The following is a 17,026-nucleotide window of genomic DNA, read 5'->3' as shown; positions in this document are numbered from 1 at the left end:
CGGGCGGGGGGGCTGCGGGCGGCCGGCGCGGCCGCGGGACGGGGCGCCCGGGCGGTCGGGGCGCTGCGGGCGGCGGTCGCCGGGGTCGCGCGGGCGGCGGGGGGTGCTCATCGGGCCCTCCCGGCCTGCGCGGAGGGGGCCGGGGAGAGCGGCGGGGCGGGGGCGATCCGCACGCCGTCGTCGGTCGGCGACGGGCCGGGCGCGGGGGTCGCCGAGGGGTCGGCGGGCGTCGCGGTCTCCTCGGGCCGGCGCACCACGGGGCTGTCCTGGGCGGCGCCGGGCCTGCCCAGCACGCTGCCGTCGTCCTGCAGGAACGCCGGGCCGCCGCCGGGCACCATGCCGAGCTCCCGGGCACGGCGGGCGAGGGCGTCCGGAGCGGCGTTGCCGTCGATCTGCTCCTGCAGGCCCTGCCGTTCGTCGGTCAGGTCGGTGGTCTGCTTCTTGAGCCGGGAGAGCTCGAACGAGCCCTCGTTGAGGGCGGTGTTGAGCATCAGCAGGCCGAGCAGGCCGCCCGACAGGAGCATGACGACCAGCACGGCGAACGGGGTCCGTCCGCGGGCGGGACGGAACCCGGGCCCGGCGGTGATCCGCGCTCTGCCCCCCTGCTCCGGAAGCGCCCCGCTCCCCCGGACCCGCCCTCCGCCGGCCACCGGCACCGCACTCTCCCTCATCGCCGTCGATCGCGTCCCGTCACCGCCGGGCCGCCCTGATCCTCTCCGCCACGCGCAGCCGGACGGGCGCGGCGCGCCGGTTCTCCTCGATCTCCACCTCGGTGGCCAGCTCGGCACCGCGGGTGTGCAGCTTCAGCCGGGGCTGGTGCTCCTCGGGGACGATCGGCAGCCCGGGCGGGGCGGTGGTCGCGGCGCCGGCCTGGAGGTACTGCTTCACGAGGCGGTCCTCCAGCGACTGGTAGGACATCACCACGATCCGCCCGCCGACCGCGAGGACGCCCAGGGCGCCGGGGACGGCCCGGTCGAGCACCTCCAGCTCCCCGTTGACCTCGATCCGCAGGGCCTGGAAGGTGCGCTTGGCCGGGTTGCCGCCGGTGCGCCTGGTCGCCGCCGGGATGGCGTTGCGTACCAGTTCGACAAGACGCGCACTGGTGGTGAACGGTTCCTTCGCCCGCTCCCGCAGGATCACCGAGGCGATCTTGCCGGCGAACCGCTCCTCGCCGTACACCTTCAGGATCCGGGCGAGGTCGCCGTGGCTGTAGGTGTTGAGGACGTCGGCGGCGCTGAGGCCGCGGGTCTGGTCCATGCGCATGTCGAGCGGGGCGTCCTGCGCGTAGGCGAAGCCGCGCTCGGCCTCGTCCAGCTGCATCGAGGAGACGCCGAGGTCGAAGAGCACGCCCTGCACCTCGGCGATGCCGAGGTCGTCGAGCACCCGCGGGATCTCGTCGTACACGGCGTGCACCAGCGTGGCGCGGTCGCCGAACGGGGCGAGCCGCTCGGCGGAGAGCTTCAGCGCGGCCGGGTCGCGGTCGACGGCGACGAGCCGGACCTCGGGGAACTGCGTGAGCAGCGCCTCGCTGTGCCCGCCGAGGCCGAGGGTGGCGTCGACCACGACCGCCCCCGGGGCGGAGATCGCCGGTGCCAGGGCGTCCATGCAGCGCTGCAGCATCACGGGGACGTGCCTGGGTGCCGGACTCTCGTTGCTCATTGCGCGGTGGCGCCCTTCCTCGGTGCGGCCGCCCGGGCCCGGACGGCTGCGCCCATTCTCGCCCACCGGCCGCGGCGTCCCCGACGCCGCCCGTGGTCCCCGCCCGCTCGCCTGGGGAAGGAGTGACCGCCCGGCACCGGGGAAGGTGCGCCAGGTGGCACAGGAGCGGGTGGAGGCCGCGGACTGCGTGCAGGAGACGGCCGCGGGACGCCCCTGCGGGGCCGTACGGGCGGTGCTCCGACGCGCCGCCAGACTATCGCCCGGGCCCGCCGAGTCAACGCTCCGCGGCGGTGCACCACCCGGGCGGAGGTACGGGTGCGGCGCAGGTCGGGAGCGGCGGGCGGGCCCCCGCCGGCCGGACCGCGGCCGGGCGCACCGGTGCGGCCCCACGCCTCCCGTACCCGGAGGAAGCGGACATCGGCGACACCCCCGGTCCGGCTCCGGATATGCACTCGATCACAGCGGCCGGGCGGCCGCACCACGGCGGCGGAAATCGCATTACCTTCGTCACCATGACAGTGACCCCCGACCGGCCCGTGCCGAACGCCGCTGCCACCACCGCTGGCATCACCGACCGGTTCATCGCCTCCAACCGCACGTACGCGGTCGACTTCCGTGACGGCGGCATGAGTGCCAGACCCGTCCAGAAGGTCGCCGTGGTGGCGTGCATGGACGCCCGCCTCGACCTGTTCGCCGCGCTCGGCCTGGAACTCGGCGACGCCCACATCATCCGCAACGCCGGCGGCGTCGTCACCGACGACACGATCCGCTCGCTCACCATCAGCCAGCGCGCGCTCGGCACCCGCTCGGTCGTGCTGATCCACCACACCGGCTGCGGCCTGCTCGGGCTCACCGAGGACTTCCGCCGCGAGCTGGAGCTGGAGGTCGGCCAGCGTCCCACGTGGGCGGTGGAGGCCTTCGTCGACCTCGACGGCGACGTGCGCCAGTCGATGGAGCGGGTCCGCACCTCCCCGTTCCTGCCGCACACCGAGGACATCCGCGGCTTCGTCTTCGACGTCCACACCGGGCTGCTCCGCGAGATCGCCTGACCCGCGCGGGCCGCCCGCCCGCCCCGCCCCTCACAGGCCCGTCCCCGACCCGGCCAGCGCCGTCCGGGTCTCCGCCCGCTCCCGCGGCGACGGCCTGCGACCGTCCCGCCCGCCCCGGCGGCGCACCCCGCACCGCACCCGGCAGCGGGACGAACCGGGACACTGCACGCGTCTCGCCCGCCCGAGTGACTTCGGGCCGCCCGACAGGGGAGAATGCCCGGTGCAGGCCCGTCCCCGATCCACCAGGGCGGCTCGCCGCACGCCCACCGCCCGTGCCACTCCTCGCCGGAACCGCGCACGCCCGCCGGGCGTCGCGTCATCGGGTGGGCCGGCCCTCCGCCGGCACGAGTGGTCCACATGGGAGTGAACGGGTGACGACCTACAACACGCAGGGCACGACGGGCGCGGCGCGTTCCGACGGCTTCGGGCCGCGCAGGTCCGCGGGGCTGCAGGAGCTGGGCGCGGTGGCCGAGCGGATCCGCGGGTCGGTGGAGAGCGTCATCGAGGGCAAGCCGGAGGCCGTCCGGATCGCGCTGACCGTGCTGCTCGCCGAGGGGCACCTGCTGCTGGAGGACGTGCCCGGCGTCGGCAAGACCATGCTCGCCAAGGCCCTGGCCCGCTCGGTCGACTGCACGGTGCGCCGCATCCAGTTCACCCCGGACCTGCTGCCGTCCGACGTGACCGGCACCAACGTCTTCGACCAGCACCAGCGGGACTTCGAGTTCAGACCGGGCGCCATCTTCGCGCAGATCGTGGTCGGCGACGAGATCAACCGGGCCTCCCCCAAGACCCAGTCGGCGATGCTGGAGTCCATGGAGGAGCGCCAGGTCACCATCGACGGCACCACCTACGAGCTGCCGTCGCCGTTCATGGTGGTGGCCACGCAGAACCCGGTCGAGATGGAGGGCACCTACCCGCTGCCCGAGGCGCAGCGCGACCGCTTCATGGCCCGCGTCTCCATCGGCTACCCCAGTGCCGACGCCGAGTTCGCCATGCTGGACGTGCACGCCGGCGCCAACCCGCTGGACGACCTGCAGCCGGTCGCGCACGCCGACGACATCCTCAAGCTGATCGGGCTCGTCCGCACGGTGCACGTCGCCGACGCGGTCCGCCGCTACGCCGTCGAGCTGGTCTCCGCCACCCGCAGCCACCCGGAGCTGCGCCTCGGCGCCTCCCCGCGCGCCACCCTGCACCTGGTGCGGGCGGCCCGCGCCGCCGCCGCCCTGGACGGCCGCGACTACGTGCTCCCCGACGACGTCCAGGCGCTGGCCGTGCCGGTGCTGGCGCACCGGCTGCTGCCGACCGCCGAGAGCCAGCTGAGCCGCCGCACCGCCGAACAGGTCGTGCTCGACCTGGTGGCGCGGCTGCCGATCCCCCGTCCGCAGGGGCGCGGCTGACGTGGCCGCCGGCGAGAACCCCCCGGGCCCGGCGGGCGCACGCGCCCCGCACGGGCTGCGGTCCGGGCTGCGCGGTCTGACCACCCGGGGCCGGTCCTTCCTGGCCGCCGGCATCACCGCCGCGCTGTGCGCGTACGTCTTCGGGCAGGACGCGCTGCTGCGGGTCGGCGTGCTGCTGGCGGCGCTGCCGCTGGCCGCCGCGCTCCTGCTGCTGCGCACCCGCTACCGGGTGGCGGGCGGTCGCCGGCTCACCCCGCACCGCACACCCGCCGGCCAGGAGGCCCGGGTGCACCTGCGGCTCGACAACGTCTCCCGGGTGCCGACCGGCGTGCTGCTGCTGGAGGACAAGGTCCCGTACGTGCTGGGGCCGCGCCCGCGCTTCGTGCTCGACCGCGTGGAGCCGCACGGCTACCGCGAGGTGTCGTACCGGGTGCGCTCGGACCTGCGCGGCCGCTACCCGCTCGGGCCGCTGCAGCTGCGGCTGTCCGACCCGTTCGGGATGTGCGAGCTCACCCGCTCGTTCAACGCCTCCGACCTGCTCACCGTGGTGCCGCAGGTGCAGACGCTGCCCCCGGTCAAGCTGCCCGGGGAGCGCGCCGGGCACGGCGACACCAGCGCCCGCGCGCTGGCCCTGGCCGGCGACGACGACGTCATCCCGCGCGAGTACCGGCAGGGCGACGACCTGCGCCGGGTGCACTGGAAGTCCACCGCCCGCTACGGCGAGCTGATGGTGCGCCGCGAGGAGCAGCCGCTGAAGGCCCGCGCCGCGGTGCTGCTCGACACCCGGCACCTCGCGCACCGCGGCACCGGCCCGGGCTCGTCCTTCGAGTGGGCCGTCGGCGCGGCGGCCTCCGTCGGCCTGCACCTGATCGAGCGCGGCTACCGCACCCGGCTGATCACCGACACCGGCCGGTCGGTGCCGACCGCCGGGAGCTCGGTCACCGCGACGGCCGCCGAGGCGGGCGGCCTGCTGCTCGACGAGCTCGCCGTCGTCGACCACTCCGACGGCGGCGGGCTGGCCCGTGCCGAGGAGGCGCTGCGCGGCGGCGAGGGCCTGCTCGTGGCCGTCGTCGGCGCGCTCGACGACGAGCAGCTCGACCGGCTGGCGCGGCTGCGCCGCCGGGCCGCCGGCGCGGTCGTGCTGCTCCTGGACACCACCACCTGGGCCGGTCTGCGCCACGTGCTCCCGAACACCCCCGACGCTGTCTTCGCCGAGCAGCAGAAGCTGCTGCGCCGGGCCGGATGGACGGTCGTCCCCGTACCGGCCGGCGCGTCGCTGCCCGAGCTGTGGCGCTCCGCCGACCGCACCGACGAGGCCGGCCCCTACCGAGACGAGGTCCGCGCGTGACCACCCGGGCCAAGTTGACGCTCTGCGCGGCGGGGGCGACCGCGCTCACCGCGCTGTGCCTGCTGCCGCTGATGACCACCAACGGCTGGATCGCGCAGGCGTTCCTGCTGGTCGCCGTCGCGGCGGGGGCCGGGGCCGGGCTGCGCCGCCTCGTGGTGCAGAGCTGGGCCGTGACGCCGGTGCAGCTGCTCGCCGTGCTGTACGTGCTGATGCTGACCTCGGTGCGCTCCTCGATGCTGTGGGGCGTGGTCCCCGGCGGGCGGGCGCTGGACGCGGTCGGCGGTCTGATCGACGACGCCGGCACCGACCTCGGCCTGTACGCCGTCCCGGCGCCGGCCACGCCCGGGCTGCGCCTGGTGCTGGCCGGCTCGGTCGGCCTGATCGCGGTGCTGGTGGACGCCCTGGCGGTGACCCACCGGCGAGCAGCGGCGGCCGGCCTGCCGCTGCTCGCCCTGTACTCGGTCGGCTGCGGCCTCTCCGGGGCGGGCGCCGAGGCGTGGGTGTGGTTCGTGCCCGCGGCGGGCGGCTACCTGATGCTGCTCCAGGCGGAGGGCCAGGACCGGCTCTCGCGGTGGGGCCGGGTGTTCAGCGGCACCGGGCGGGCCTCGACCAACGCGCCGGTGCACAGCGGCCACCGGGTCGGCGTGGTCGCGCTGGTCCTGGCGCTCGCCGTGCCCGCGCTGCTGCCGCAGGCCGGTCTCGGCCTGCTCGGCGGTGTCGGCGGCAGCGGCACGGGCGGCGGCAGCGGCACGGGATCGCGCGTCACCTCGCTCAACCCGGTGGTGGCACTCACCGAGAGCCTGCACCGGTCCGACCCGGTGCAGATGCTGGAGTACTCCACGGACTCCCCGAACGCGGGCCAGATGTACCTGCGGATCGGCGCGCTGGACGACTTCAACGGCGTCGACTGGCGGTTCTCCGACCTGCCCCTGCAGCCGCGGCCCAACCCGCTGCCCAAGGTCTCCGGCCTCTCGTCGGCGGTGGCGGTGTCGCAGGCCCGCACCGAGATCGCGGTCTCCGACAACCTGCGCACGGACTGGCTGCCCATGCCGTACCCGGCCGACCGGCTGACGCTGTCCGGCCAGTGGAAGTACGAGCCGGAGAGCCGCGCGGTCGTCGGCGACAAGGGGCAGAAGACCGACGGCGTGCGCTACGACGTCACCAGCCTCGACGTGCAGCCCACCGCGGAGCAGCTGCGGTCGGCCGGGCCCGCCCCGGAGGAGCTGACCGCCCGCTACCTGCAGCTGCCGGACGCCCTGCCGCCGCAGGTCACGCAGACCGCGGTGGAGGTCACCGCCGGCAAGTCGAACGCCTTCGACCGCGCGGTGGCGCTGCAGGAGTGGTTCACCTCGCCGGAGTTCCACTACGACACCGACATCGAGGCGGGCACGGGCCCCCGGGCGATCCTCACCTTCCTGCGCGACCGCCGGGGCTTCTGCGTGCACTTCGCGGCGACCATGGCCGCGATGGCCCGCACCCTCGGCATCCCCGCCCGGGTGGCGATCGGCTTCACCCCGGGCACGTCGACCGGCAGCGGCACGTTCGTCGTGCGCTCGACCAACTACCACGCCTGGCCGGAGCTGTACTTCGCCGGCACCGGGTGGGTCCGCTTCGAGCCGACCCCGCCCGCCGGGCAGGGCGCGGTCGTGCCGAGCTACACCCGTGACGAGATCGTCCCGGCCCCCGGGGCGACCACGGCGCAACCGACCGACGAGCCCACCGACACGGCCTCCTCCGCCCCGAGCGACGGCGCGAGCTGCGCCGCCGTCGGGCACAACGTCGAGGAGTGCGCCGACCCGCTGGCGACCCCGGCCGCGGCCGGGCAGGACGGGGCGTGGTGGGTGTCCTGGCGGGCGCTGGCGGCGTTCTCGGCGGCCGGTCTGGCACTGCTGCTGCTGGCGGTGCCCGCCCTGTGGCGGGTGGCGCTGCGGCGACGCCGGCTCGGCGCGGGCCGGCACGGGCCGGGCCCGGACCGCGGCGGCCTGACCGACGCGCAGGTGCTCGCCGCGTGGCAGGAGCTGATCGACTCGGCGTGGGACCTCGGCATCCCGCCCGACGACGCGCGCACCCCGCGCCGCACGGTCGACCGGATCGCCGACCTGGGCGAGCTCGACGCCGACGCGCGGGCCGCGGCCGGACGGGTGGCGCTGGCGACCGAGCAGGTGCTGTACGCCCGGGAGGCCGGCTCGCCGGCCCCGCTGGGCGCGGACGTCCGCGCCGCCCGGGACGCGCTGCGGGCGTCGGCCGGCCGGGTCGGGCGGGTGCGCGCGGTGGTGCTGCCGCCGTCGGCGGCGCGGCTGTGGTGGCGGGCCGCCGACCGGGTGGCCGCCGTACGCGGCGCGGGCCGGGCCCGGGTGCAGCGGTGGCGGGACGCGGCGGGCCGGGCCGGCCGGCGGGTGCTGCGGCGCTCCTCCGGCGGCGGGCCGCAGGCCTGAGCCGCCCGGGGCGCACGACGCCGGGGGCGGACGGTTCGGGTGAACCGTCCGCCCCCGGCGGTGCCTGCTCTGTTCCTGTCCGTCGGGCCCGTCACGGGCGGGCCCTGCCTCTGTCGGCGGGCGGCGGCTAGATGCCGTCGTGCTCGTCCCGCCGGCGCTGCCAGCGCTGTTCCATCCGGTCCATCACATTGGCCTTGCGGCGGGGAGCGGGTGACGCCTTGGGGCCCGCGCCGTGCCCGAGGGCACCACGCCGCCATCCGGTCACGGCGAGGACCGCGCAGCCAAGCATCACCAGGAACCCGATCACGCTCACCCAGATCAGCTGGGCGACCATGCCTCCCATGAGGAGGGCGATGCCCACCACGAACCCTGCGGCGGCCAGGTAGACCCTCCGACGGGTGTAGGTGCGCAGCCCGGTTCCCTCAAGCGCAGACGCGAATTTGGGATCTTCGGCGTACAGCGCTCGCTCCATCTGCTCGAGCAGTCGCTGCTCGTGCTCCGAGAGCGGCACGGAGTCCTCCTACTCGTCGGTCGCGGGGCGACCGGTCCGCCACCCCTGGGCCTGTCCTGTGTGGTCCATATGCCCCAGGCGTTCGGGTGTCATGCTTTCCGGCTTTACCCAGATCATACGGTCCGCGCGGCCGGTTCGGGGTGGTCGGCGGCACGTGCCATCGACCACTTCCGCAGGTCTCGCACCGGTGCCAACGCCGGAACGGGGGCACAAGTGCCCGGAACATCGGAATCGGTGCAGGACAGCGGCCCGGCGGCCGGGCCGGGCGGGCGTCAGACGAGGGCGGCGAGCAGGTGCAGCTGGGTGGCCACGGCGTGGAAGGCGGGCTGGTCGGCCGCGGCCTGCTCCAGCCGGAGCAGGGCTTCCAGCGCACCCGGTTCGGTGTCGACCAGCACCCCGGGGACGAGGTCCGCGAAGACCCGTACTCCGTGCACGGAGCGGACGTGGAGGCCGGCGGTGGCGGCCAGCGTGCCGAGCTCCTCGGCGGAGAAGCGCCGCGGCATCGGGTCGCTGGCGCCCCAGCGGCCGTCCTCGGCCGCCAGCACGGTGCGGGCCTCGGCGAAGTGCCCGGCGAGGGCGCGGGCGAGCACCGCGCCGTTGCGGTTGGCGGCGAGGAGGCTGACCAGACCTCCCTTGCGGAGGGTTCCGGTGAGGCTGCCGAGCGCCTCGGCCGGGTCGTCGACGACCTCCAGCACGCCGTGGCAGAGCACCGCGTCGACCGAGGCGGCCTCGACCACCTCGGGCAGGGTCTGGGTGTCGCCCTGCACGGCGCGGACGAGGTCGGTGACGCCCGCCTCCGCGGCCCGGCGCTCCAGGGCGAACAGCGCGTCGGGGCTCGGGTCGACCACGGTCACGCGGTGGCCGAGCCGGGCGACCGGCACGGCGAAGTTGCCGGTGCCGCCGCCCGTGTCGAGGACGTCCAGCACCGGCCGGTCGAGCTCCACGGCCCGCTGCTCCAGCGCCTCGCACAGCACCTCCCAGACCACGGCGGTACGCAGGGCACTGCGGGGACGCGTCGGGTACACGGCGGGGCTCCTCGGTAGGGGTGGATCACCGGACGGGTCCACCTTAGACCGACCGGCGGCAGCGCCCGCGGCGTCGCGTCGGGTCAGTCCGCGCCGAACGGCAGGGGCTGCTGCGGGACCGGCGGATGCAGCCCCAGCAGGCGCTCCACGATGCGCAGGTACAGGCCGGTGTTGCGGATCAGGTCGTCGGCGTCCCGCGGGCCGGCGGCACCGCGGATGCCGGCCTCCGCGGCGGCCCGGCGGCTCGCCCCCGCGGCGAAGTACACGGCCCACTCGGAGAGTTCGGGTGCGACCTCGGGCAGCAGCTCCCAGGCGCTGCGGATCGCCTGGCGCCGCCGGGGGTTGCGCTCGGGGCGCCCGCGCACCGCGAGGACGGCGGCGGTGGTGCGCAGCGCGGCGAGGTGCGCGGCGGCGTACCGCTCCAGGGGGTCGGGGAGCGCCCGCGCGGCGGCGAGGGTGCGGTGGGCCTGGCGGAGCAGGTCGAGGGCGGCGGGCGGGGCGGCGGTCCGGCGGACCACCGGGTGCACGTCGCCGGCCCGGGTGCCGCCCGGGTGCGGCGCGACGGGATGCGGTGCGCCCGGGTGCGGCGCGACGGGATGCGGTGCGACGGGGTGCACGCCGCCCGGACGGGGGGCGGTGCGGTCGGCGGGCGGGGGTTCGGCGGCAGGGCGGCGGGTGACGCGCTCGGGACGGCTGACGGTCATGGTCTCCCCCGGTCCGATGCGGGCGCCCGGGCCGGTCGGCCCGCGCCCCTACAGCGTGACAACCCCCACTGACAATCCCCGTGCACGGACGGTCCGGGCCTGATCGGCGGGACGCCGCCGGGAACGACGGCGGGGGCGGCAGTCCGCGGCCGGTGCGACACCCCCGTCGCCGTCCGGCCGGGCGCTGCCGCCCCGCGTGTCCGCCGGAGGCGGCCCCCCGGCGCCCCCGGTCCTCTCCCCCGTCCGGGCCGTCCCCCCGGGCCGCGCTCCGCCGCCCCGTGTCGGCGGTCCGCGGCCCCGGTGGGCCCGTACGCGCGACCGGGCCGGGCCCGCCGGTCCCCCACGGGCGGCGGACGGTCCCGGTCGCTGCCGGGCGGCGCCCACCTCGCAGGGGCTCCTCCCGGTGTCCCCCACTCTCTCGTCCCTGCAGGTCACGGGGCATCCGTCGGCGTACTCATCCGGTGGCCTGAGTATCCGTACTCAGAGGGCGGGCGGCGGCGGGCCGGGGGAACCACCGGTGGGCGCCGCGCGTCCTGTCGGTGTCGGTACGGTACGGTCCCGTGCGCCCGGGAGTCGGGCGGGCCGGCGAGGGGAGCCAGAGTTGGGCGTCATGCCGTTGATCTTCACGAGCGGCTGGGCGAGCGGTGTCAACGCCTACGCGGTGGTGCTGCTGCTCGGCCTGTTCGGCCGGTTCGGCGGGGCCGAGACGGTGCCGCCGGCCCTGCAGCGCACCGACGTGCTCGCCGCCGCGGCGGTGCTGTTCCTCTGCGAGGCGGTGGCCGACAAGATCCCGTTCGTCGACAGCCTGTGGGACGCCGTGCACACCGTGATCCGCCCGGCGGCGGGCACGGTGGTCGGCGTGCTGATGGCGAGCAACGACCCGGGGTCGCTGAGCGAGGTGGCGGCGGGCGCGCTCGGCGGCACGACGGCCCTGGTCAGCCACGGCATCAAGGCCTCCCTGCGGATGGCAGTCAACACCTCGCCCGAGCCGGCGTCCAACATCGTGGTGAGCCTGCTGGAGGACCTCTCGGTGGCCGGCCTGATCACCCTCGCGATCTTCCATCCGTGGGTGGCGGCCTCGGCGGCGGCGGTGCTGCTGGCCGCGGGCGTGCTGCTGGTGTGGTTCGCGGTGTCGCGCATCCGCCGCTTCCGGCAGCGCCGCCGGGAGCGCAGGGCCGCCCGCACGGTCGCCGCCCAGCCGCAGTACTGACCCCCGGGCCGCGCATTAGGATCACCGGTCATGGCACGGATCGTCATCATCGGCGCAGGGATGGGCGGGCTCGCGGCCGCCGCGCGGCTGGGGGCCCTCGGGCACCGGGTGACGGTCTGCGAGGCCGCGGCGACGTACGGCGGCATGGTCGGACGGTACGAGCGGGACGGCTTCGCCTTCGACACCGGCCCCGGGCTGCTGGCGCTGCCCGCCGTCTACCGCGACCTCGCGCTGAAGACCGGACGGGAGCCGCTGGAGGAGCTGGTCGGCCTCGCCCCCGTCGACCCGGAGAGCCGTCACCTGCTGCCGGACGGCACCGACCTGGTGCTGCCGAACGCCTCCCGGGGCGGTGTGGCCCGCGCACTGGACGAGGCCTTCGGCGCCGGGTCGGGCGAGCGCTGGGGCGAGGTGACCAACCGGGGCCGCGCCGTCTGGGAGGCCACCCGCCGGCCGCTGCTGGAGGAACCGCTGCCGGACGGCCCGCTCGCCGACCCCTACCCGGCGCCGCCGCGCAGGGGCCTCGCGAAGTGGCTGCCCCGCGGCTCCTGGACGCTCGCCGACGTCGCCCGGCACGAACTCGGCGGCCACCCCGGGCTGACGGCGCTGCTCACCGAGTACGCGACCCGGTACGGCCTGACCCTCGACGCGCCCGCCGGGGCGACGGTGCTGCCGTACATGGAGCAGTCGTTCGGGGTCTGGTCGGTGCGCGGCGGCCTCCGTGCCCTGGCCGACGCGGTGCACGCCCGGTGCGAGCGGCACGGGGTGGAGTTCCGGTTCGGCACCCGGGTCGAGGAGGTGCTCACCGCGGACGGGCGGGCCTGCGGCGTGCTGGCCGGCGGGGAGCGGATCGCCGCGGACACCGTGCTGTCGTCCTCCACCGACCGCGGGCTGGGGTGGGAGAGGGCCGTGCCGGACGCGCCCGGCCGGATCACCGTGCTGCTCGCCCTGCGCGGGGCGCGACCGCCGGGCACGGTGCACCGCACGGTGGTGCACGCCGCCGCGCCCGCCCGGGAGCAGGAGCGGCCGGCCTTCGCGGGGTCCGTGCCGCAGGCGCCGACCGTGCAGGTGCTGCGCCCGGACGACCCCTCGCTCGTGCCCGGCCCCGGCCACGAGGCCGTCACGCTCACCGTCACCTGCGGGTCGCGGCCGGACGGCGACCTGGACGCGTACGCCGGTCACCTGCTCGACCACCTCGCGGGCGCCGGGACCGACCTGCGGGACCGGGTGCTCTGGCGCGAGGTGCGGGCGGTGGGGTCCGTGCCGGTGCCGTCGCTGTCGGGCGGGGTGCTCCAGCCGGCCAACGCCACGTCCACCCCTGGCCTCTACCGGATCGGCGGCGCCGCGCACCCGGGCGGCGGGCTGGCCCGGGTCGGGATGTCCGCCTCGATCACGGCGGGGCTGATCGGCCCGGCCTGAGCGGGCCGCCGGGCGCTCAGCCCTGCTGCTGGTAGTCCCAGGCCTGCTGCTGCGGCACGGGCGCCTGCGGCTGCGCGTACGGCTGCTGCTGCGGCACGGCCGCCGGCTGCTCCCAGCCCTGCTGCGGCTGCTGGTAGGCCTGCTGGTACTGCCCGTCCTGCGGGTACTGCGCGTACGGCTGCCCGTCCTGCGCGTACGGCGCGTACTGCTGCTCGTACCCGGGCTGGGCGTAGCCGTTCTGCGGGTACGCGACCTGCGCGTACTGCACCTGCCCGTACTGGTCCTGGTAGGCGGTCTGCTGCCAGGTCTGGCCCTGGGCCTGCCCCTGGTCGTAGCCGTAGGCGGCCTGCTGCGCGTACGCGGCCTGCTGCCCGTAGGCGTCCTGCTGGGCGGGCTGCTGGTACGGCCAGACCTGCTGCTGCTCCACCTGCTCCTGCTGCCACGGCTGCTCGGTGTAGACGCCGTCGTCGGCCGCGATCTCCTCGACCTCGGCGTACGCGGCGCCCGGGCGCTCGGGCTCGACCGGGCCGACCTCGCCGACCACCGGCACCGGAACCCCGGCGGCGTCAGGGGCGCCCGCGGCGCCTCCGGTGGCCGCCGCGAGCAGCGGTATGCGGGCGAGCGGCGCGGGCAGGGAGCCGTCGGGGCCGCGCAGCGACCGGCCGACGGCGACGCCGCGCTTGACGGAGGCGGTGACGAAGACCTGGCCGACGGCGAACGCGGCCGCACCGGCGCCGATGACGAGCACCGACTGCAGGGCCATGCCGGCGACGACGGTCAGGAAGCCCCCGAGTGCGGTGCCGCGCCAGACCAGGGGGGCGCGGTTCTGCAGCAGCAGCTCGGCGACCAGCCACAGGGCGACGACCACGAGGGCGGCGTACAGCAGCAGGTACCCGATGCCCATCCTGCTACCTCCCAGTCACATGCCCCGCGTGTGCGGGCGACTGTACAGGCTTGCGGCGAACACCACCGCATCCGTGACAGGGTGCGCTCAGCGCTGGTGGAGACCCAGGTTCTGGTAGATCTCCAGCGTCGAGGTGGAGTGGTTGAGGGTGATGAAGTGGAGGCCCGGCGCGCCCTCGGCGAGCAGCCGCTCGGACATCGCGGTGGCGTGGTCGATGCCGACCGCGCGCACGGCGACCGGGTCGTCCTCGACGGCACGGAAGCGCGCCACCAGGTCGGCCGGGAAGTCCGAGCCGGAGAGCTGCGGGAAGCGCTCCAGCTGCTTGATGTTGGTGACCGGCATGATCTCCGGGATGATCGGCGTCCCGCAGCCGGCCGCGGCGACCCGGTCGCGCAGCCGGAGGTAGTCCTCGACCTCGAAGAACATCTGGGTGATGGCGTAGTCGGCGCCCGCGCGGCACTTGGCGACGAAGTGCCGGATGTCCTCGTCCCAGTTCTCGGAGCGGGGGTGCATCTGCGGGAACGCGGCCACGCCGACGCAGAAGTCGCCGATGCCCTTGATGAGTTCGACCAGTTCCGCGGCGTAGGTGACGCCGTCGGGGTGGCGGACCCACTCGCCCATCGGGTCGCCGGGCGGGTCGCCGCGCACGGCGAGCACGTTGCGCACGCCCTCGTCGGCGTACTGGCCGATGATGTTGCGCAGCTCGGCGACGGAGTGGTCGACCGCGGTGAGGTGGGCGACCGGGGTCAGGGTGGTCTCGGTGGCGATGCGGCCGACGAGGTTGACGGTGCGGCCGCGCGAGGAGCCGCCGGCGCCGTAGGTCATGCAGACGAAGTTGGGGTCGAGCGCCTCGACGCGTCGGATCGCGTCCCACAGGCGGCGCTCGGCGGCCTCGGTGCGCGGCGGCATGAACTCGAACGAGAACGAACGGTCGCCGGCCGCCAGCAGGTCACGAACGGTCTGCGCGCGGTCGGTCCTGGTGGAGGGGATACCGAGAGCCATGCTTGCAGGCTATCGGTGCTGCGCAGAGGGTGACCAAACACGGTCCACTGAATGAGACGCGCCGCCGTGCCCGCACGGGCCGGCCGCACGGGCGGCGGTGCGGGCGGCGGTGCGGAGTGTCCGACACCGCCGGATAGTCTGATTGGCAGCCCAGTGATCCGGAGTCCCACCGTGTCCCCCTCCACCAGCCTCCCCGCCAACCCCGTCGACCGGGAGGCCGTGCGCGAGCGCGTCAACACCGCCCTCGCGGAGTTCATGGACGGCCGGAGCGCCCTGCTCGCCACCATCTCCCCGCAGCTCGGGCCGGTCTCCGGAGCGCTGCGCGACTTCCTGCTCGACGGCGGCAAGCGGCTGCGCCCCGCCTTCTGCTACTGGGGCTGGCGCGGCGCCGGCGGCGCCGCCGACGACCCCGGCATCGCCCGGGCCGCCGCCGCCCTCGAACTCCTCCAGGCCAGCGCGCTGGTGCACGACGACCTGATGGACCGCAGCGACACCCGCCGCGGTCTGCCCTCCGTGCACCGCCGCTTCGAGAGCCTGCACCGCGAGCACGGCTGGCGCGGCGACCGCGAGCAGTACGGCGCCAGCGCGGCCGTGCTCCTCGGCGACCTGCTGCTGATCTGGTGCGACGAGCTCTTCCACGGCTCCGGCCTGCCGCACGGGGCCGTCCGCGCCGCCAAGCCCTCCTTCGACCTGATGCGCACCGAGGTCATGGTCGGCCAGTACCTCGACGTGCTGGAGCCCGTCGCCGGCGACTCCGCCGACGCGCAGGCCCTGGAGCGGGCGCAGACCGTGCTGCACTACAAGTCCGCGAAGTACACCGTCGAGCGGCCGCTGCAGGTCGGCGCCCTGCTGGCCGGCGCCGGGCCGGAGCTCGTCGAGGCCTACGGCGCGTTCGGGCTGCCGCTCGGCGAGGCCTTCCAGCTGCGCGACGACCTGCTCGGCGTGTTCGGCGACCCGGCGGTCACCGGCAAGCCCGCCGGCGACGACCTCCGCGAGGGCAAGCGCACCCTGCTCGTCGCGCACGCCATGCGCGGTCTCCCGGCCGCCGACGCCCGGCTGCTCGACGAGCGGCTCGGCGCCCCCGACCTGTCCCCCGACGAGGTGCCCGGCCTGCGGGCCCTCGTCGTGCGCAGCGGCGCGGCGGACGTCGTCGAGCAGCGCATCGGCGACCTGCTGCGGCAGTCGCTGGCCGCCCTCGACGCGGCGCCGCTCGCCGGCGGTCCGGCCCGCGGCGCACTGCTGGCCCTGGCCGAGGCGGCCACCGCCCGCGCGTACTGAATCCCGCGCCGCGGACGGCCGCCCCGGCGCGGGGCTCAGGGGGTGCGCAGGCGGCGGGCCAGTTCCGCGGCGGCCGCCCCGGGGTCGTCGGCGGCGGTGATCGCCCGGACCACCACGACCCGGGTGGCGCCGGCGGCGAGCACCTCGTCGAGGTTGCCGAGGTCGATGCCGCCGATCGCGAACCACGGGCGGTCCGTCACGGCCTTCGCCGCGTACCCGACCAGGCCGAGGCCGGGGGCGTGGCGGCCGGGCTTCGTGGGGGTCGGCCAGACCGGGCCGGTGCAGAAGTAGTCGACACCGGGCTCGGCGATCGCCGCGTCCACCTCGGACTCCGCGTGGCAGGAGCGTCCGATGACGGTGCGGGCGCCGACGACGGCGCGGGCGGCGGGCACCGGCAGGTCGTCCTGTCCGAGGTGCAGCACGTCCGGGCCGGCGGCGTGCGCCACGTCGGCCCGGTCGTTGACCGCGAAGAGCTTGCCGTGGCGGCGGGCCGCGTCGGCGAAGACCTCCAGGTGCTCCAGCTCCTGCCGGGCCTCCAGACCCTTGTCGCGCAGCTGCACGACGTCCACGCCGCCCGCCAGCACCGCGTCCAGGAACTCGGGCAGGTCGCCCTGCTCGCGCCGGGCGTCGGTGCACAGGTAGAGGCGGGCGTCGGCGAGCTGCGCGCGCGGGTCGGCGGTCATCAGAGCGCCATCGCCTGGGCGCGGCGCTTGACCTCGGTGGCACGGTTCTCGATCAGGGCCTGCATCGGGCTGCCGGGCAGCGACGGGTCCTCGGTGAACATCCACTCAAGGATCTCCTCGGTGCTGAAACCGGAGTCCCGCAGCACCGTCAGGGTGCCGACCAGGTGCTTCACCAGGCCGTCGTCCTCCACGAAGGCGGCCGGCACCTGCAGCGACCGGTTCGGCCCGCGGCGGACGGCCAGCAGGGTGCCCGCCTTCACCATGTTGCGGACTTCGGTGATCTGGACACCCCACCGCTCGGAGATGTCGGGCAGGTACAGCCAGGCCGGAACCAGGGCGTCAATCTTGGGATCAATCTCGCTCACGGCACCAGACTGCCACCTGAACGGCCCCCGACGCACACGG

General features: G+C 76.0%; 16 protein-coding genes. 7 read left to right on the top strand and 9 right to left on the bottom strand.

Annotation, left to right across the window (positions count from 1 at the left end; all coding sequences use genetic code 11):
- Positions 1 to 107: 107 nt before the first annotated feature.
- Together SNE206_RS28360 and rsmH are read right to left on the bottom strand one after the other, a co-directional pair.
- Complete coding sequence (locus SNE206_RS28360) at positions 108 to 536, bottom strand: cell division protein FtsL (RefSeq protein WP_407916344.1); 429 nt, start codon at positions 534 to 536, stop codon at positions 108 to 110.
- A gap of 154 nt (positions 537 to 690) precedes the next feature.
- A complete protein-coding gene (rsmH, locus tag SNE206_RS28355; RefSeq protein WP_407916343.1) occupies positions 691 to 1,659 on the bottom strand; it encodes a 16S rRNA (cytosine(1402)-N(4))-methyltransferase RsmH in 969 nt (322 codons plus the stop codon).
- A 512-nt stretch (positions 1,660 to 2,171) separates the two neighbouring features.
- On the opposite strand from rsmH, the gene SNE206_RS28350 reads away from it, so the two are divergent.
- The 4 genes from SNE206_RS28350 (at position 2,172) to SNE206_RS28335 (ending at position 7,888) form a co-directional block, all read left to right on the top strand.
- Positions 2,172 to 2,708, top strand: a complete 537-nt coding sequence (locus tag SNE206_RS28350) for a beta-class carbonic anhydrase (protein WP_407916342.1) — start codon at positions 2,172 to 2,174, stop codon at positions 2,706 to 2,708.
- A gap of 446 nt (positions 2,709 to 3,154) precedes the next feature.
- Positions 3,155 to 4,105, top strand: a complete 951-nt coding sequence (locus SNE206_RS28345; RefSeq protein WP_405015540.1) for an AAA family ATPase — start codon at positions 3,155 to 3,157, stop codon at positions 4,103 to 4,105.
- Between the two features lies 1 nt (position 4,106).
- Complete coding sequence (locus SNE206_RS28340; protein ID WP_407916341.1) at positions 4,107 to 5,453, top strand: DUF58 domain-containing protein; 1,347 nt, start codon at positions 4,107 to 4,109, stop codon at positions 5,451 to 5,453.
- Positions 5,450 to 7,888 (top strand): transglutaminaseTgpA domain-containing protein, encoded by a 2,439-nt coding sequence (locus tag SNE206_RS28335; RefSeq protein ID WP_407916340.1) that lies wholly within the window; start codon positions 5,450 to 5,452, stop codon positions 7,886 to 7,888. The genes SNE206_RS28340 and SNE206_RS28335 overlap by 4 nt, the downstream gene beginning before the upstream one ends.
- Positions 7,889 to 8,015: 127 nt before the next feature.
- Here the strand turns inward: SNE206_RS28335 and SNE206_RS28330 are convergent, their stop codons facing one another.
- The 3 genes from SNE206_RS28330 to SNE206_RS28320 form a co-directional block, all read right to left on the bottom strand.
- On the bottom strand, positions 8,016 to 8,399 hold the full coding sequence (locus tag SNE206_RS28330; RefSeq protein WP_407916339.1) for a DUF3040 domain-containing protein: 384 nt from the start codon (positions 8,397 to 8,399) through the stop codon (positions 8,016 to 8,018).
- A 272-nt stretch (positions 8,400 to 8,671) separates the two neighbouring features.
- The gene (locus SNE206_RS28325) at positions 8,672 to 9,424 is read right to left on the bottom strand and encodes a methyltransferase domain-containing protein (protein WP_407916338.1); all 753 of its coding nucleotides are present in this window, start codon (positions 9,422 to 9,424) and stop codon (positions 8,672 to 8,674) included.
- Between the two features lie 83 nt (positions 9,425 to 9,507).
- Positions 9,508 to 10,128: an SAV_6107 family HEPN domain-containing protein gene (locus SNE206_RS28320; RefSeq protein ID WP_407916337.1), complete on the bottom strand. Its 621-nt coding sequence runs from the start codon at positions 10,126 to 10,128 to the stop codon at positions 9,508 to 9,510.
- A gap of 601 nt (positions 10,129 to 10,729) precedes the next feature.
- Between SNE206_RS28320 and SNE206_RS28315 the strand changes: the two genes are divergently transcribed.
- Both SNE206_RS28315 and SNE206_RS28310 read left to right on the top strand, forming a co-directional pair.
- Positions 10,730 to 11,338, top strand: a complete 609-nt coding sequence (locus tag SNE206_RS28315; protein WP_407916336.1) for a DUF4126 domain-containing protein — start codon at positions 10,730 to 10,732, stop codon at positions 11,336 to 11,338.
- A gap of 30 nt (positions 11,339 to 11,368) precedes the next feature.
- Positions 11,369 to 12,754: a phytoene desaturase family protein gene (locus SNE206_RS28310; protein ID WP_407916335.1), complete on the top strand. Its 1,386-nt coding sequence runs from the start codon at positions 11,369 to 11,371 to the stop codon at positions 12,752 to 12,754.
- Positions 12,755 to 12,770: 16 nt separating this feature from the next.
- On the opposite strand, the gene SNE206_RS28305 is transcribed toward SNE206_RS28310, so the two are convergent.
- A complete protein-coding gene (locus tag SNE206_RS28305; protein WP_407916334.1) occupies positions 12,771 to 13,658 on the bottom strand; it encodes a hypothetical protein in 888 nt (295 codons plus the stop codon).
- A gap of 87 nt (positions 13,659 to 13,745) precedes the next feature.
- Entirely contained in the window at positions 13,746 to 14,660 is a 915-nt protein-coding gene (metF, locus tag SNE206_RS28300; RefSeq protein WP_407916333.1) for a methylenetetrahydrofolate reductase [NAD(P)H], read from the bottom strand.
- 171 nt (positions 14,661 to 14,831) lie between these two features.
- Here metF and SNE206_RS28295 point away from each other — a divergent pair, with 171 nt between their 5' ends.
- Positions 14,832 to 15,938: a polyprenyl synthetase family protein gene (locus tag SNE206_RS28295; RefSeq protein WP_407916332.1), complete on the top strand. Its 1,107-nt coding sequence runs from the start codon at positions 14,832 to 14,834 to the stop codon at positions 15,936 to 15,938.
- 35 nt (positions 15,939 to 15,973) lie between these two features.
- On the opposite strand, the gene thiE is transcribed toward SNE206_RS28295, so the two are convergent.
- A complete protein-coding gene (thiE, locus tag SNE206_RS28290) occupies positions 15,974 to 16,621 on the bottom strand; it encodes a thiamine phosphate synthase (RefSeq protein ID WP_407916331.1) in 648 nt (215 codons plus the stop codon).
- Positions 16,621 to 16,986 carry an Rv2175c family DNA-binding protein gene (locus tag SNE206_RS28285; RefSeq protein WP_407916330.1) on the bottom strand — a complete coding sequence of 122 codons (366 nt, stop codon included), beginning with the start codon at positions 16,984 to 16,986 and terminating at the stop codon, positions 16,621 to 16,623. Before SNE206_RS28285 ends, thiE begins: the two co-directional genes overlap by 1 nt.
- Positions 16,987 to 17,026 lie beyond the last annotated feature (40 nt).

The sequence above is a fragment of the Kitasatospora sp. NE20-6 genome, from assembly GCF_045862635.1.
Note: the sequence above shows the minus strand (reverse complement) of the source record. Positions and strands in the feature narration are given on the sequence as shown.

Bases quoted from the DNA above. Each gene is read 5' to 3' on its own strand.
- SNE206_RS28310 (WP_407916335.1), top strand. From the start codon at position 11,369: ATGGCACGGATCGTCATCATCGGCGCAGGGATGGGCGGGCTCGCGGCC.
- rsmH (WP_407916343.1), bottom strand. From the start codon at position 1,659: ATGAGCAACGAGAGTCCGGCACCCAGGCACGTCCCCGTGATGCTGCAG.
- thiE (WP_407916331.1), bottom strand. From the start codon at position 16,621: ATGACCGCCGACCCGCGCGCGCAGCTCGCCGACGCCCGCCTCTACCTG.
- SNE206_RS28305 (WP_407916334.1), bottom strand. From the start codon at position 13,658: ATGGGCATCGGGTACCTGCTGCTGTACGCCGCCCTCGTGGTCGTCGCC.
- SNE206_RS28320 (WP_407916337.1), bottom strand. From the start codon at position 10,128: ATGACCGTCAGCCGTCCCGAGCGCGTCACCCGCCGCCCTGCCGCCGAA.
- SNE206_RS28350 (WP_407916342.1), top strand. From the start codon at position 2,172: ATGACAGTGACCCCCGACCGGCCCGTGCCGAACGCCGCTGCCACCACC.
- metF (WP_407916333.1), bottom strand. From the start codon at position 14,660: ATGGCTCTCGGTATCCCCTCCACCAGGACCGACCGCGCGCAGACCGTT.